This is a genomic window from Bradyrhizobium sp. 134, assembly GCF_023074155.1.
Classification (GTDB): Bacteria; Pseudomonadota; Alphaproteobacteria; order Rhizobiales; family Xanthobacteraceae; genus Bradyrhizobium.
In genome coordinates this window covers 460877-475535 of record NZ_JADPKX010000086.1, presented here as the reverse complement: position 1 = coordinate 475535, position 14659 = coordinate 460877, and the positions used below count along the sequence as shown (strand labels likewise).

The 14659-nt window shown below is 64.2% G+C and carries 14 protein-coding genes; 9 read left to right on the top strand and 5 right to left on the bottom strand.

Features of this window, described 5'->3' with window-relative positions; all coding sequences use genetic code 11:
- Window positions 1-4 precede the first annotated feature (4 nt).
- Together IVA75_RS37025 and IVA75_RS37020 are read right to left on the bottom strand one after the other, a co-directional pair.
- Window positions 5-421 carry a MucR family transcriptional regulator gene (locus IVA75_RS37025; RefSeq protein ID WP_027569063.1) on the bottom strand — a complete coding sequence of 139 codons (417 nt, stop codon included), beginning with the start codon at window positions 419-421 and terminating at the stop codon, window positions 5-7.
- 174 nt (window positions 422-595) lie between these two features.
- A complete protein-coding gene (locus IVA75_RS37020; protein ID WP_247288755.1) occupies window positions 596-1468 on the bottom strand; it encodes a DUF308 domain-containing protein in 873 nt (290 codons plus the stop codon).
- Window positions 1469-1781: 313 nt separating this feature from the next.
- Between IVA75_RS37020 and IVA75_RS37015 the strand changes: the two genes are divergently transcribed.
- Both IVA75_RS37015 and IVA75_RS37010 read left to right on the top strand, forming a co-directional pair.
- Window positions 1782-3431, top strand: coding sequence for a glycosyltransferase family 39 protein (locus IVA75_RS37015; RefSeq protein ID WP_247288754.1), 1650 nt, complete (start codon window positions 1782-1784; stop codon window positions 3429-3431).
- 180 nt (window positions 3432-3611) lie between these two features.
- Entirely contained in the window at window positions 3612-4391 is a 780-nt protein-coding gene (locus tag IVA75_RS37010; RefSeq protein ID WP_007593534.1) for a class II aldolase/adducin family protein, read from the top strand.
- A 197-nt stretch (window positions 4392-4588) separates the two neighbouring features.
- Here the strand turns inward: IVA75_RS37010 and IVA75_RS37005 are convergent, their stop codons facing one another.
- The 3 genes from IVA75_RS37005 to IVA75_RS36995 all read right to left on the bottom strand — a co-directional run bounded on the left by IVA75_RS37005 (window position 4589) and on the right by IVA75_RS36995 (window position 9112).
- Entirely contained in the window at window positions 4589-5983 is a 1395-nt protein-coding gene (locus tag IVA75_RS37005) for a M20/M25/M40 family metallo-hydrolase (protein WP_247288753.1), read from the bottom strand.
- 47 nt (window positions 5984-6030) lie between these two features.
- Complete coding sequence (locus IVA75_RS37000; RefSeq protein ID WP_247288752.1) at window positions 6031-7353, bottom strand: glycosyltransferase family 87 protein; 1323 nt, start codon at window positions 7351-7353, stop codon at window positions 6031-6033.
- A 133-nt stretch (window positions 7354-7486) separates the two neighbouring features.
- Window positions 7487-9112, bottom strand: coding sequence for a helicase HerA-like domain-containing protein (locus IVA75_RS36995; protein ID WP_027569058.1), 1626 nt, complete (start codon window positions 9110-9112; stop codon window positions 7487-7489).
- Window positions 9113-9458: 346 nt separating this feature from the next.
- Here IVA75_RS36995 and IVA75_RS36990 point away from each other — a divergent pair, with 346 nt between their 5' ends.
- From IVA75_RS36990 to IVA75_RS36960, 7 genes are all read left to right on the top strand, one after another.
- Complete coding sequence (locus tag IVA75_RS36990; protein ID WP_247288751.1) at window positions 9459-9824, top strand: DUF2267 domain-containing protein; 366 nt, start codon at window positions 9459-9461, stop codon at window positions 9822-9824.
- A 26-nt stretch (window positions 9825-9850) separates the two neighbouring features.
- Entirely contained in the window at window positions 9851-10258 is a 408-nt protein-coding gene (locus IVA75_RS36985) for a DUF4332 domain-containing protein (RefSeq protein WP_007608193.1), read from the top strand.
- A 235-nt stretch (window positions 10259-10493) separates the two neighbouring features.
- A complete protein-coding gene (folP, locus tag IVA75_RS36980) occupies window positions 10494-11354 on the top strand; it encodes a dihydropteroate synthase (RefSeq protein ID WP_247288750.1) in 861 nt (286 codons plus the stop codon).
- Window positions 11351-11719 (top strand): dihydroneopterin aldolase, encoded by a 369-nt coding sequence (gene folB / locus IVA75_RS36975; protein WP_027516901.1) that lies wholly within the window; start codon window positions 11351-11353, stop codon window positions 11717-11719. The genes folP and folB overlap by 4 nt, the downstream gene beginning before the upstream one ends.
- Window position 11720: 1 nt before the next feature.
- Complete coding sequence (folK, locus tag IVA75_RS36970) at window positions 11721-12212, top strand: 2-amino-4-hydroxy-6-hydroxymethyldihydropteridine diphosphokinase (RefSeq protein WP_027569055.1); 492 nt, start codon at window positions 11721-11723, stop codon at window positions 12210-12212.
- A gap of 81 nt (window positions 12213-12293) precedes the next feature.
- Window positions 12294-14180 carry a methylmalonyl-CoA mutase subunit beta gene (locus IVA75_RS36965; protein WP_247288749.1) on the top strand — a complete coding sequence of 629 codons (1887 nt, stop codon included), beginning with the start codon at window positions 12294-12296 and terminating at the stop codon, window positions 14178-14180.
- Complete coding sequence (locus IVA75_RS36960; RefSeq protein ID WP_247288748.1) at window positions 14177-14641, top strand: GFA family protein; 465 nt, start codon at window positions 14177-14179, stop codon at window positions 14639-14641. The genes IVA75_RS36965 and IVA75_RS36960 overlap by 4 nt, the downstream gene beginning before the upstream one ends.
- Window positions 14642-14659: the final 18 nt, after the last annotated feature.

The following is a 14659-nucleotide window of genomic DNA, read 5'->3' as shown; positions in this document are numbered from 1 at the left end:
AAATCTACTTCCGCTTCCGCTGCTGCTGTCCCAGTCCCATCTGCTTCGCAAGCTGCGAGCGGGCCACCGCATAGTTTGGCGCGACCATGGGATAGTCGGCCGGCAGGCCCCATTTCTCGCGATATTGCTCCGGCGTCATGTTGTATTGGGTGCGCAGATGGCGCTTCAGCGACTTGAAGCGCTTGCCGTCTTCCAGGCAGACCAGATAATCGGGCGCGATCGACTTCTTCAGCGAGACCGCCGGCTTCGCGGGCTCAAGCGGCACCGTCTCGGTGCGGCCCGACGAAACGCGCACCAGCGCGCCATGCACCTGGCTGATCAGGTTCGGAATCTCAGCCGCAGGCGTCGGATTATTGCTGAGATAGGCCGACACGATGCCTGCCGTCAGCTCAATGAAATTCTTAGCCCCGGCATCCGACATCGCCCCGCCTTTCTCCACCTTGCGTCTCACGGGAGAGACGACGTCAGAGTATTCCGTGTCAACAATACGTTTGGCTGAAATGGGACGACTGAGGAGTATGGGCTGATTTACTGACGAACCAACAAGAACGCCAGCGCTTTACTTGGCTGCGCCAGAGTTGCCTACGCCCGCTCTTCAAGCGCCCCGCTGGTCAAGGTGGGAGCGCAGTTCGTCGATCGAGGCAAAGCGCATCATCCCTTCCGGCATCTGGGCTTCGATCGAGCCGTCGGAGTAGAGCGAATAGGCCATGCCGTCGACGATGCCGGATTTGAGCACGGTCACGGGCGCCTGTTCGGCCGCAGCCGCAGGCTCCGGTGCGGGCGGCGGAGCAGCCTCCGCGAAGGTCGACGGCGAGCGCGGTGGCGGGCGCCGCGAGCCGGCCGGCGGCTCTGCAGGCCTCATGCGATCCGGCTTCGGCCAGGCGTCGTCAAAGCTCGCAGGCGGCGCCTCCGGGGCGGCAGGCTCCCCCGACGGCTCGGCATGCGGCAGCGGCGGCACGCCCTCGCCGGTCTTCGCCTCCGCGCGCTCGCGCTCCTTGCGGGAGGTCGAGGCGAACAGCAAGTTGCGCCGGCGCGGCGGCTCCGGAACCTCAGGCGGGCTCGGAGCTTCCGGCGGTGGCGGAGGTTCGACGCGCGGTCGCTCGCGCGCGGCTGCTTCGTTCTGCCAGGGGGGCGGGCCTGCGGCCGGCAATGGCGGCGCCGGCTCCATCTTCTCCGCGCCCGGCTCAGGCGAGGGGGCAGGCGTTCCAGGCATCCCGAGACCCGGCAGTACGGGCCGGACCCGAACGTCGGATGGTGCGATTGATCCAGCGAGCCGGCGGGCCATGCCCTTCAATTCCGCAACCACGACGTAGAGGCCGGCCAGTAACATTCCGGAGCAGACGCCGATGGTGCCGGAGATTATGAGGGTACTGCCGAGACTGAATTCCCTGACGGTGAAGCCGAACAGGATCGCAAGGAGGCCCGCCAAAACGGCGAAAATCCCCGCGATCAACAATGCCAACGCCATCGAACTCACCCCCGGCCGCGCAGCCACACGCGACACTCGTCACGCCACGATACCGTCATCCGGTGTTCCACGCCAACGTCGAATTATAGCCTGCGTTCCTAAAGGAAAGGAAATCAGGGACTTATTCACATTCCCTTCAGCTACGGCTCGCTACTTCTAAGCTGCTCTCGAGCTGGTCGGATTTGCTGCGTTGCATCAGGAATTTAGCCATAATGCCCAATTACTTGGTAATGGAACTGCGCTATAGGGATTCCGGGGAGCAGGCCCGCGCGCACCAGCAGGGCCAAGAGGGGATTCCGGGTCACCAATAGCCATGACATCCATCACGACTTCGGCGATCGACACGCCTCTGCGGCGCTCGGTTGAACGGACTTGCGACGATCTCGCCATGCTGGTGTTGGCTACGGTCGCCGTCATTGCCGGTTTGACCTTCCGCGACTACGGGCTCGGCTGGGACGACTACACCCACGCCGAATATGCCGACCTGCTGCTGCGCATGTTCGGTTCCGGTTTCAAGGACACGGCGGCACTCTCCTTCGCTAACCTCTATATGTATGGCGGCGGCTTCGACATGGTCGCGGCCCTCCTGCACAAGGTGATTCCGCTCGAACTGTTCGAGACGCGCCGTCTGGTCGGCGCCGTCGTCGGCGTGATCGGACTTGCGGTGACGTGGCGGCTCGGCCGCCGAGTCGGTGGCCCCCTTGCGGGACTTGCCTCACTCCTGCTGCTCGCGCTCTGCCCGACCTTCTACGGCCACATGTTCATGAACCCGAAGGATGCGCCCTTCGCGGTGGCCATGATCATCCTGATGCTGGGTCTCGTCCGCCTCGCAGAGGAATATCCGCAGCCTTCGCCGCGCACGATCCTGATCGTCGGCCTTGGTGCCGGCCTCTCGCTCGGCACCCGCATCCTCGGCGGCCTGGCGCTGGTCTATGCCGTGATCGGCTTCATGCCGTTGTTCCTGGAGGAACTGCGCAGCGAGGGCCTGCGCGAGTCGGTCCGCCGCTTCGCTTATGTCGTCTACGTGCTGCTGCCCGGCCTCGTGCTCGGCTACCTCGTGATGGGGCTGATCTGGCCGTGGTCGATCATGGAGCCCGGCAACCCCTTCGAGGCGCTGACCTACTTCTCGCACTTCTTCGAGAAACCCTGGAAGGAGATGTTCGACGGCGCGATCGTATCCGTGCCCGACATGCCCTGGTCCTATCTGCCGACGCTGTTCGCGCTTCAGTTGCCTGAGGTGATGCTGGTGCTGATGTTCGGCGCCGTGATCGGCACCTTCGCACTGCTGCCGCGTCGCGAGGTTCCCGCACGCCGCAAGACCATCCTGCTGATGCTCACGCTCGCCGCGACGCTGCCGCTCGCGATCGCGATGGTGAAGCGGCCGGCGCTGTACAACGGCATCCGCCATTTCGTCTTCGTGATCCCGCCGATGGCGGTGCTCGGCGGCGTCGCCTTTGGCTGGGCCATGCAGCGGCTGCGCGCTAATCACCGCACCTGGCAGCCGGTCGTGCTCGCCACCTTCTGCTTTGGCTTGGCGCTTTCGCTCGCCGAGATGATCCGCCTGCATCCTTATCAATACACCCACTTCAACCACATCGCCGGCACCGTGCGCGGCGCCGACGACCGCTTCATGCTGGATTATTGGGGCCTGGCGCTGAAGCAGGCCTCGGACGAATTGCGCGAGCAACTGGTGGAACGCCAGGAAGTGCCGCCGCGCAACCGCAAATGGAAGGTCGCCGTGTGCGGTCCGCAGCGCCCCGCCCAGGTCGCGCTCGGCCCCGATTTCACCATCGGCTGGGATTCCAATGCCGCCGACTTCGCCATGACGCTCGGTGAATTCTACTGCAAGGGCCTCACCGCGCCCGTGCTGGTCGAGATCAAGCGCGACGACGTGGTGTTCGCCCGCGTCTACGACATCCGCGGCAGCAGCATTTCCAGCCTGCTCTCGATCCCGGCACCGTAATAAATTTCTCCGGATCGTAGCCCGGGTGAGCGCAGCGACATCCGGGGCCTATCAGGCAGCCCCGCATGTCGCTTCGCTCATGCGGGCTACGCTGGACTGCCGCGCTTTGTGTGCCTTGCCGGCAGCTCGCGGCAGGACTACCCTCCCTCCCCGCAACAACGATGTTCGGAGAGATCAACCATGTCGCCAGCGGAAGCGCGCCTGAAGGAAGTGCCGTCGAACATGACGGAGGCCGAGTGGCAGCAACGGGTCAATCTCGCCGCCTGCTATCGCCTCGTCTCGCTCTACGGCTGGGACGATTTGGTCGACACCCACATCTCCGCGCGCGTGCCCGGCCCCGACCATCATTTCCTCATCAATCCCTACGGACTGATGTTCGACGAGATCACGGCGTCGAGCCTCGTCAAAGTCGATCTGCACGGCAACCAGCTCTCCGAGAGCGAGTACAGCATCAACCCCGCCGGCTTCACCATCCATTCGGCGATCCACGAGGTGCGCGAGGACGCCATCTGCGTGCTGCATCTCCACACCCTCGACGGCACCGCGGTCTCGAGCAGCGCCGAAGGCCTGCTGCCGCTGAACCAGACCGCTCAGCTCGTCACCCACGACCTCGCCTATCACGACTACGAAGGCATCGCCCTCGACCACGACGAGCGGCCGCGGCTGCAGAAGGATCTCGGCGACCACAACCACATGCTGCTGCGCAACCACGGCACGATGACGGTCGGCCGCTCGGTGGCCTCGGCCTTCGAGCGCATGTATCACCTTGAGCGGGCCTGCTCGATGCAGGTACGTACGCGCGCGCTGGGCACGCCGGTCTATCCGGTCGACGATGTCGCCATCGACAAGAACACCGAGCTGCTCGCCAACCGCGACCGCGCCGAGTTGCGCGCCACCAACCTCGTGTGGCCTCCGCTGCTGCGCAAGCTGGACCGCGAGCTTCCGGGCTACCGCTCTTGAGATTTTCGGGATTTGGTGTAGGGTAGGTCTCAACACCCTCTACACATTTTCGGAATGAAACGCCGCCCAATTCCGGGCGGCGTTTTTATTTGGCCCCGTCATTGCGAGGAGCGAAGCGACGAAGCAATCCAGGCTGTCTCTGCGGAGAGATTCTGGATTGCTTCGCTACGCTCGCAATGACGAGGACAGAGCGCCCGCTACTTCACCTCCGCCAGCGCCGCGAGGATGCGCGCCCAGGAACGGATGCCTTTCTGGAAGCTGCGGAGGTCGTACTTCTCGTTCGGCGAGTGGATATTGTCGTCGTCGAGGCCGAAACCAACAAGCAGCGAATCCAGCCCCAGCGTGCGCTTGAAGTCCGCGACGATCGGGATCGAGGCGCCCGAGCCCATCAGCACGGTCTCCTTGCCCCATTCCTCGGTCAGCGCGGTCCTGGCCGCGGCGAGCGGCTTCATGTTCCAGTCGAGCGCAATCGCGGGCCCGGCAGAGTGGTCGCCGAACTCGACCTTGCAGTCCCCCGGAATGCGCGCCGTCACGTACTCGCGGAAAGCCTTGCGGATCTTCGCGGGATCCTGGCCTTCGACCAGCCGGAACGAGACCTTGGCCGATGCGTGCGACGGGATCACCGTCTTCGAGCCCTCACCGATATAACCGCCCCAGATGCCGTTGACGTCACAGGTCGGACGCGTGGAAGCCTGCTCGACCAGGAGCCTGCCCTTCTCGCCGGCCGGTATCGATAGTCCAACCGGCTTGAGGAAAGTGTCCGGCGTGAAATCGAGCTTCTTCCACTGCGCGAGAATGTCCGACGGCGTGTCCTTCACCCCGTCATAGAAGCCGGGAATGGTGATACGGTTGTCATCGTCGAACAGCCCGCCGAGAATTTTGGTCAGCACCCGGATCGGGTTCATCGCGCTGCCGCCGAACACGCCGGAATGCAGGTCGCGATTGGCGGCGGTGATCTTGAGCTCCTCATAGAGCAGGCCGCGCAGCGAGGTCGTGATCGCGGGCGTGTTGCGGTCCCACATGCCGGTGTCGCAGACCAGCACGTAGTCAGCCTTAAACTCGTCCTTGTTGGCTTCGATGAAGGGCACGAAGTTCTTCGAGCCGACTTCTTCCTCGCCTTCGATCAGGAAAGTGACGTCGATCGGCAGCGACCCCGTCACCTTCTTCCAGGCGCGGCAGGCCTCGACGAAAGTCATGACCTGACCCTTGTCGTCCTCGGCGCCGCGCGCCACGATGATCTTGCGGCCGTCGGCATGGTCGGTCACAACAGGCTCAAATGGCGGACGGTGCCAGAGCTCGATCGGATCGACCGGCTGCACATCATAGTGGCCGTAGAACAGCACATGCGGCCGGCCACCGGCGACACTCTTGCCGACGACCGCGGGATGGCCGGCGGTCGGCCTCACTTCAGTCGCGACGCCGAGGCTCGCGATGTCCTTGGCAAGATGCTCGGCCGCCGCCTTGCAATCAGCCGCGAAGGCGGGATCTGCGGAGATCGACTTGATCCGCAACAGCGAGAACAGACGCTCCAGGCTGTTGTCGAAATCCTTGTCGATGTGGTCGAGCACGGATTGAAGCTGTGCATTGGCCATGGTCGTGTTCCCTACGTTTCATGTCTCAAGAAATCGGGGTCTCAAGATCACTGCGCTTTTAGCCCTGCCGCTGCCTCGGAGCTAGCCGCGACGGGCGGATGCCGGATGTGCCATCCGAGCGCACCTGCGAGGATCGCCGTGGCGACGAGATTGTTGCCCCAGGCCTGGATGACATTGGGAAACCACGGCAGCGCCAGCAGCATGAGACCGCCGGCGACGCCGAGGGCGAGCCAGGTTCCCAGGCGTACATTCGCCCGCTCATCGAAGGCGGCACGATGCATCAGCACCGTCATCGGGAAGAACAGCCACATGAAGTAGTATTGCCGCGCCAGGGGCGATGCCACCGTCATCAGGCAGAACAGGATGCCGAGCTCCTCGGCGTCCGACCGCGCCGTACGCTGCCCCTGCCGTGGCATGACCGCGACGAAGGCGAGTCCGAGCAACGCCGACAGCGCCAGCACGATCCAGTTCGCCGTCCTGTAATCGACGTCGATGACATTCATCGTGCGCGGCGGCTTGTTGGCATCTTCCTGATTGTAGTTGATCGGCCGGACCAGCCGGTGCGTGACAGCAATGAGGGACTGGTTCACCCACGACCAGTTCTGCTCGTCGCGCTGGCCAAATCCTTTTTCCGAGCTCGACCCGACCATGCCCTGATACCAGGTCTTGACCTCGGCGGCGTTGCGCTCGAAGCCGCGTATGGGGGCCGGCACGATATAGAGAAGCATGCCGGTGAAGGCGACCGTAGCGACGGCGGCTCCCCAGTTTCGACGCCAGACCAGATAGGGCAGCACCGCAATGGGAAACACCTTGATGGCGGTGGCGAGCGCGAACATCAAGCCTGCGAGCCAGGAGCGTTGATGCTGCAAGCTCCAGAAGCCGTAGAGCATCATCGCCAGCAGCACGAGGTTCGGCTGGCCAAGATCGAACATGTCGAACACGAAGGTCACGGTGACGAGAGCCGGCAGCGCCTCCAGCCAGGGGCCAGGCGTGCGGCCCGAACCAGTCATGGCGTTGGAAAACATTCCCGTGTACCACCACGCCACAATATTAAGGATCGACAGCACGGTGTAGAGCGCGACCTTGCCGAACCAACTCGGGATCGCCAGCAGGATTGCCGGCAGCGGTGGGTAGATGAACTCGAAGTACTCATGGATGTCGCCGGGATAGAGCGGCCCACCCTGCAAGACCTGCCGCCCAGCCCAGTACCACAGCCCGTAATCCTTGGTCTTGCCGTGCCCGAAGATCTCGGGACCGAGGACGTCGGCGGCCAGGATGAAGCAGCAGAGCAGGAAGAGCAGGTCGAGCGGCGCACGCAGCGACAGGGTTCGGAGTGCGCCGGGTTTGGTAAAAGATTCAGGTGAGGTCACGGTGTGGTCCAGTCATGGGCCATAGCACCTAGCAGACCGATAGAAGGTTGGAGAGTCCTGTTCACCCGAATTTGTACCCGCCGCGCACAAGCGGCGGGTTTGCGGGCGAATTGCCTCAAACAGGGCTTTCTGCCTAGCGACGCAGCAAGCCGCCGAGCGCGCCGCGGACCAGCGTGCGGCCGATCGAGCCACCGAGCTGGCCGGCGACCGACTTGCCGATATTGGCCGCCATCCCCCCGATCACCTGGTTGGTCACCGATCGGGTCATGTCGCGCGCGATGACCTGGCCCGTCGACAGGCGGCCGCGCTTGACGTTGGTGCCGAAGATGGTGCCGACGATCGAGCCGATCTGGCCGAGAATGCCGCCGCCTCCACCGCCCGCCGCGCCTGGATCGGCAGTCGCAGCAGTGCCGGCAATGCGCTTCTGGATCATCTCGTAGGCGGACTCCGCATCGACGGCGGTGTCGTATTTGCCCTTCACCGGGCTTGCATCCATGATCGCCTTGCGCTCTTCCGGCGTGATCGGTCCGATCCGGGCCGATGGCGGCCGGATCATCACTCGCTCGACCATCGCCGGCGTGCCGTTGCCTTCGAGAAAGGACACCAGCGCCTCGCCCTTGCCGAGCTCCATGATCACCTTGGCAGTGTCGAGCTTCGGGTTGGGCCGGAAGGTCTGGGCCGCGGCGGCGACCGCCTTCTGGTCGCGTGGGGTGAAGGCGCGGAGCGCGTGCTGCACCCGGTTGCCCAATTGTCCGAGCACGCGGTCGGGCACGTCGACCGGGTTTTGCGTGACGAAATAAACGCCGACGCCTTTGGAGCGGATCAGGCGCACCACCTGCTCGATCTTGTCCATCAGCGCCTTGGGCGCGTCGTTGAACAGCAGATGCGCTTCGTCGAAGAAGAAGACCAGCTTCGGCTTGGGCAGGTCACCGGCCTCGGGCAGCTCTTCGAACAGCTCCGACAGCATCCACAGCAGGAATGTCGCGTAAAGCCGTGGGCTCTGCAGCAGCTTGTCGGCGACGAGTATGTTGACCATGCCGCGGCCGTCGCGGTCGGTCTTCATGAAGTCTTTCAGCGTCAGCGCCGGCTCGCCGAAGAATTTGGTGGCGCCCTGATTCTCCAGCACCAGAAGCTGGCGCTGGATGGTGCCGACAGTGGCCTTGGTGACGTTACCAAAACCCTGCGCCGCCTTCTTGATCTCGGCAAGCGGACTCTCCTCGGCATCCGCCCCCTTCTTGCCGGCGTCGGGCACGATGGCATCGAGCAGCGCGCGCAGATCCTTCATGTCGATCAGCGTCAGCCCGTTGTCGTCGGCGACGCGGAAGGCGACATTGAGCACGCCTTCCTGCACATCGTTCAGGTCGAGCATACGTGCGAGCAGCAGCGGGCCCATTTCCGTGACGGTCGCCCGCACCGGGTGGCCCTGCTCGCCGAACACGTCCCAGAACACCGTCGAGAACTGGTCGGGCTGGAACGTCAGTCCCATCTCGGTGGCGCGCTTGACGATGAAATCTTTGGCTTCGCCGACTTCGGAGATGCCTGAGAGGTCGCCCTTGATGTCGGCCGCGAACACTGGAACACCAGCGCGCGCAAATCCTTCTGCCATCACTTGCAGCGAGACCGTCTTGCCGGTTCCGGTTGCACCCGTGACGAGGCCGTGGCGATTGGCGAACGCCAGCGTCAGCCATGCCTGCTCGCTTCCTTTACCGACGAAGATCTTGTCGTCGGTATCACCGAGCTTGCTGTCCTGTGCGGTCATTATGCCCTGATCTCTCTGCCTTGTTTCGCATATCGAAACTCGAATGCACCAGTTCCGTAGTTTAACGCATATCGCGCGCTGATTGAAACCATTCAACGCGCTCCGGGCATGCGACATCGTCGGAAACATGCGAGTGACATCAGCCGAAAGTAGGAACGACGCATTCGCATCGCGGCATTTTTCTGCCGATTTCATCTCCGCCCTTGCATCGCTGCAACACTTCTCGCGCGTTCGAGAATGAATCGGAACGTTGATGGCGTTCATCGCTTGTATTTCAGATCACGCCGGCTCAAGATCATTTTCGAAAGCAATACTCCGGCATGTGAACCGGCTGAGGGGCGGCCATATGGACGAGCTGATCGGGCGGCTGGCGACAAACGCCAGCATAGATGGTGCTGTCGCTGAAAAGACCGTCGGCATTATCCTGGGCTTCCTCCGCAACGAGGGTCCTTCCGACAGCGTCCAGGTCCTGATCGACCAGATTCCAGGTGCAGAAGCGGCAATCGAGGCGTCCCGCAGCGGCGGAGGACTGTCGCGGCTGATGGGCGGCGGCTTGATGGCGGTCGGCACGCGCCTGATGGGCCTGGGACTTGGCATGTCCGAGATTCAGAACATCGCCCGTGAACTTTTTCGCTTCGGCCGAGACAAAATCGGAGCGGATCAGATGGGCAAGATCATCGCGGGGACCCCGGGCCTCAGCCAGTTCGCCTGACGCCTGCGCATTTCACATCGAGTATCATGACATATCCGATCTCCGAGATTGAGGGCCTGTCGGCCTTTGCCGCCAACAAGTTGAAGGCGCAGGGTATCCGCACCACCGATGCGTTGCTCGAGGCGGCTTCGACCGTGAAGGGCCGCAAGGCGCTCTCCGCCAAGACCGGCATCAGCGAGCAGTTGCTGCTGGAATGGGCCAACGTCTCCGACTACATGCGCATCCCCGGCATGGGCCGGGCCAAGGTCGGCCTGGTCCGCGCCGCCGGCGTCACCACCGTGCGCGAGCTCGCCTACCGAAATCCGGCAAGGCTGGCCCAGAGCATGCGGGATGCCAACGAGAAGAAAAAGCTCCTCCGCATCCTGCCCTCGGAAAAGTCGGTCGGCGACATCATTGCCAAGGCGAAAAAGCTGCCGCCGAAGATTTCGTATTGATCCAGGGACAAGGCTGGGCAGATAGAGCACCGCTCCTTCCCGGTCGTCATTGCGAGCGCAGCGAAGCAATCCAGAGTCTCTCCGCAGCGGCAGCCTGGATTGCTACGCTACGCTCGTAATGACGGAGCGTGGGCAAGAGCATCGCGCCCTCACCGGCCCCGGAGTGCATGGGGCGACTGGATCGCCCCCCAATCCCGCCTTGAATCCCCCCTCCCCGACCGTTAAAGCGGGCCGCATGAATGCCTCGCCCTCTCCATCCGTCCCGGCGGCCGGTTCAGTCGGGCCTGACGTGCTGCGGACGCTGCTGGAGCGGCCGATCCCGGCGGTCATGGGCGTGCTCAACGTCACTCCGGATTCATTCTCCGACGGCGGCGAATTCATCGCGCCCGAGCAGGCGCTCGCGCGGGCACGGGCGATGATCGAGGCCGGGGTCGACATCATCGATATCGGTGCCGAGTCCACCCGGCCCTACAAGGGCGCTCGGCCGGTCACGGCGCAAGACGAGCTGGCGCGGCTGCGGCCGGTGCTATCGGAGATCGTGGCGCTCGGTGTGCCCGTCTCGATCGACAGCATGAAGGCGGAAGTGGTGGCCTTCGCGCTCGATCAGGGCGCGGCGATTGCAAACGACGTCTGGGGCCTGCAGCGCGATGCCGCCATGGCGCCGCTGATTGGCGCGAGAAGCGCCCCCGTCATCGTCATGCACAACCGCGACAGCGTCGATCCCGCCATCGATATCGTCGTGGACATGAAAGCGTTTTTCCTGCGTTCGCTGGAGATCGCGGCAAAAGCCGGCATCGCCCGCGACAAGATCGTGCTCGATCCCGGCATCGGCTTCGGCAAGACGGCCGAACAAAGCATGACCGCGCTGGCGCGACTTCGCGAGCTCGACATGTTTGGCCTGCCGATCCTCGTTGGCGCCTCGCGAAAACGCTTCATCGCTTCGGTGTCGCCGTCGGAGCCGACAGAGCGGCTCGCCGGCTCGATCGCCGCGCATCTGATCGCCGCGCAGCGCGGCGCGAAAATCATCCGGACACACGACGTCGCCGAGACCTTGCAGGCCCTGCGAGTGGCGCACGCAATCGAGAGCAAGCCATGACCGATACGATCTTCGTGAGCGGCCTGTCGATCCATGCCCGCCACGGCGTGATGGAGCACGAGACCGAGGTCGGCCAGCGTTTTGTCATCGACCTCGAGCTCTATACCGACCTGTCGGAGCCGTCGCGCAGCGACCGGCTCGCCGACACCGTGTCTTACGCCGACGTCGTGGCGACGACCACCGCGGCCTTCAAGAACACCAATTACAAGCTGCTGGAGCGCGCGGCCGGCGCGGTCGCCGATGCCATCCTGTCGCACTTTCCGCGTATCCGCGCCGTGAAGATCACCGTGCACAAGCCGCATGCGCCGATCGCCGCGATCTTCGACGACGTCGGAATCATGCTTACGCGTTCGCGGCACCCCTGACATGGCAAGCGTCCTGATTGCACTCGGCGGCAATGTCGGCGATGTCCGCGCGACGTTCCAGAAGGCGATCGCCCATATCTGCGGCATGGCGCAGGCTGCGTTGATCGCGCGCTCGTCGGACTATACGACCCCGCCCTGGGGCGACGAGGACCAGGCTCCCTTCATCAACGCCTGCATCGAGATCGAGACCGATCTCGATCCGCATGCGCTGCTGTTCGTGATGCAGAAGGTCGAGCAGAAATTCGGCCGCTCGCGCGATAAGGAGCGGCGCTGGGGCCCGCGCACGCTCGATCTCGACATGATCGCCTATGACGATGTGTCGATGCAGAAGCCCGATCTGACCCTGCCGCATCCGCGCCTGTTCGAGCGCGCCTTTGTGCTGGTGCCGCTGGCCGAGATCGCGCCCGACCGCGTGATCGCAGGCATTCGTGTCCGTGACGGTCTCGCCAGCGTCTCGACACAAGGCATTGAGCGGCTTCCGGATACCGGTTAACCAAAAACAACCGTTTGCAGGGACGGCCGGCCGTGGCAATTTCGCCTGCGAACAACAAGATTTTCGGGAGCCCTTCGCCGCATGACCTCCGCGACCGACGACCTGCCGCTGGCGGCGGATTTTCCCAAGGCGACCGTCGACGACTGGCGCAAGCTGGTCGATGGCGTGCTGAAGGGCGCGCCATTCGAGAAGCTGGTCGCCAAGACCTATGACGGAATCAGGATCGATCCGCTCTATCCGCGCGCCAAAGGCGTTGCGCCCGTGGTGGGTCGGCCGGCGGCGGCACCCTGGCAGATCATGCAGCGGATCGACCATCCCGATGCAAGTGCAGCGAATGCACAGGCACTGACCGATCTCGAAAATGGCGCGACAGGGCTTGCGCTGGTGTTCGCCGGCGGCAATGCCGCTCACGGTTTCGGGCTGGAACCGACCGCAGACGCAATCGCGAAGATCTTGAAGGACGTCCATCTCGACGCCGGCATCGGGCTGGAGCTCGAGATCGGTCCGCAATCGCGGATGGCGGCGATCCACGTCGCGGAATATGTGAAGAGCAACGGCATCGATCCCGCGGCCTGCGACATCCGCTTCGGGCTCGACCCGCTTGCGGCCGGCGCGGTGTGGGGCCACAGCCCCTATACCTGGGACGAGATCGTTCCGGTCGTCACCGGCGGCATCAAGGGCCTCGCCGCGCTCGGCTTCAAGGGACCGTTCGCATCAGCCGACGGACGCGTCGTCCACGATGCCGGTGGCTCGGAGGTGCAGGAGCTCGCCTTCGTGCTCGCCTGCGGCATCGCCTATTTGCGCGCGATCGAGGGCGCGGGCGTTCCGCTGGAGCAGGCGCAGGGCATGGTCTATGCGCGGCTTGCCGCGGATGCAGATCAGATCCTCACCATGGCAAAATTCCGCGCCTTGCGGCTGCTGTGGGCGCGCATCGAGACGGCATGCGGGCTCATGCCAAAACCGCTGTTCATCACCGCCGATACCGCCTGGCGCATGCTGACGCAACGCGATCCCTATGTGAACATGCTGCGCGCGACCATGGCGACGTTTGCGGCCGGACTCGCCGGCGCGAACGCGATCACCGTGCTGCCGCATACGCTGGCGCTCGGCCTGCCAGATCCGTTCGCGCGGCGCGTGGCGCGCAATACGCAGCTCGTGCTGCTGGAAGAGAGCAATCTCGCCAAGGTCAGCGATCCCGCGGCAGGCGCAGGCGGCATCGAGACTCTGACGGGCCAGCTTTGTGACGCCGCCTGGGCGCTATTCCAGGAGAGCGAGAAAGCCGGCGGCGCCTTCTCTGCGCTTCAGCAGGGCCTGTTCCAGAGCAAGGTCGCGGCCGCGCGAAAAGCCCGCGACGCCAACATCGCAAAACGCCGCGACGTGCTGACCGGCGCCAGTGAGTTTCCGAACCTGCACGAGAACGAGACGATGGTGCTGAAGGCGACGCCGATCGCGCTGGCGCCTTATGGCGAGCAAAAATACAAGTTCGACCCGCTGCCGCCGATCCGGCTGGCGGAACCGTTCGAGGCGCTGCGCGACAAATCCGATGGGGCCTTGAAGGCACACGGCGCGCGGCCGAAAGTGTTCTTGGCCAATCTCGGCACGCCCGCCGATTTCACGGCGCGCGCGACCTTTGCCAAGAGCTTGTTCGAGACCGGCGGCATCCAGGCCGTCGACAGCCAGGCCGTCGACAGCCAGGGCTTCGCCGATCCGGCCCAGTTAGCTGCAGCCTTCAAGGCCTCCGGTGCCGGGCTCGCCTGCCTTTGTTCCAGCGACAAGGTCTATGCAGAACACGCCGAAGCCGCGGCGCAGGCCCTGCAAACCGCCGGCGCCCGACTTATCTATCTGGCAGGCCGCCCGACCGATGCCGAGGCGGCGCTGCGTGCAGCCGGCGTCACCGGTTTTGTCTTCGCCGGGGGCGACGCGCTTGCGACATTGCAAGACACGTATCGACGGATGGAGCAGCCATGACGGAAGCAGGCAAACCCGTTCTCACCGGCGGCTGCCAATGCGGGGCAGTGCGCTTTGGAGTCACGACGGCGCCGAACAGGGTTTCGATCTGTCACTGCCGGATGTGCCAGAAGGCGAGCGGGGCGCCGTTCGCCTCTTTTGCCGACATCAACAAGACGGACTTTGCATGGACCAAGGGCAAGCCGTCGTTCTTCCGCTCCTCCTCCATCGCCGAGCGCGGATTTTGCGCCGCCTGCGGCACGCCGCTAAGCTTTGGCCGCATCGACGGCGACCGGATCGAGATCATGACCGGCGCGTTCGACCGCCCCGATCACGTGGTGCCGACGCGGCAGTTCGGTTCCGAGTCCCGTCTCGGCTGGGTGGTCGGGATCGCCAATCTACCAAGCCAGACCACGCAGCAAAATTACGGGCCGGAGAAGATGGCAACCATCGTCAGCCATCAGCATCCCGACCATGATTGAGCGCCCATGATATGGTTG

Coding starts and splice junctions, on each gene's coding strand:
- IVA75_RS37025 (WP_027569063.1), bottom strand. CDS start 421: ATGTCGGATGCCGGGGCTAAGAATTTCATTGAGCTGACGGCAGGCATC.
- IVA75_RS37020 (WP_247288755.1), bottom strand. CDS start 1,468: ATGGCGTTGGCATTGTTGATCGCGGGGATTTTCGCCGTTTTGGCGGGC.
- IVA75_RS37015 (WP_247288754.1), top strand. CDS start 1,782: ATGACATCCATCACGACTTCGGCGATCGACACGCCTCTGCGGCGCTCG.
- IVA75_RS37010 (WP_007593534.1), top strand. CDS start 3,612: ATGTCGCCAGCGGAAGCGCGCCTGAAGGAAGTGCCGTCGAACATGACG.
- IVA75_RS37005 (WP_247288753.1), bottom strand. CDS start 5,983: ATGGCCAATGCACAGCTTCAATCCGTGCTCGACCACATCGACAAGGAT.
- IVA75_RS36995 (WP_027569058.1), bottom strand. CDS start 9,112: ATGACCGCACAGGACAGCAAGCTCGGTGATACCGACGACAAGATCTTC.
- IVA75_RS36990 (WP_247288751.1), top strand. CDS start 9,459: ATGGACGAGCTGATCGGGCGGCTGGCGACAAACGCCAGCATAGATGGT.
- IVA75_RS36985 (WP_007608193.1), top strand. CDS start 9,851: ATGACATATCCGATCTCCGAGATTGAGGGCCTGTCGGCCTTTGCCGCC.
- folP (WP_247288750.1), top strand. CDS start 10,494: ATGAATGCCTCGCCCTCTCCATCCGTCCCGGCGGCCGGTTCAGTCGGG.
- folB (WP_027516901.1), top strand. CDS start 11,351: ATGACCGATACGATCTTCGTGAGCGGCCTGTCGATCCATGCCCGCCAC.
- folK (WP_027569055.1), top strand. CDS start 11,721: ATGGCAAGCGTCCTGATTGCACTCGGCGGCAATGTCGGCGATGTCCGC.
- IVA75_RS36965 (WP_247288749.1), top strand. CDS start 12,294: ATGACCTCCGCGACCGACGACCTGCCGCTGGCGGCGGATTTTCCCAAG.
- IVA75_RS36960 (WP_247288748.1), top strand. CDS start 14,177: ATGACGGAAGCAGGCAAACCCGTTCTCACCGGCGGCTGCCAATGCGGG.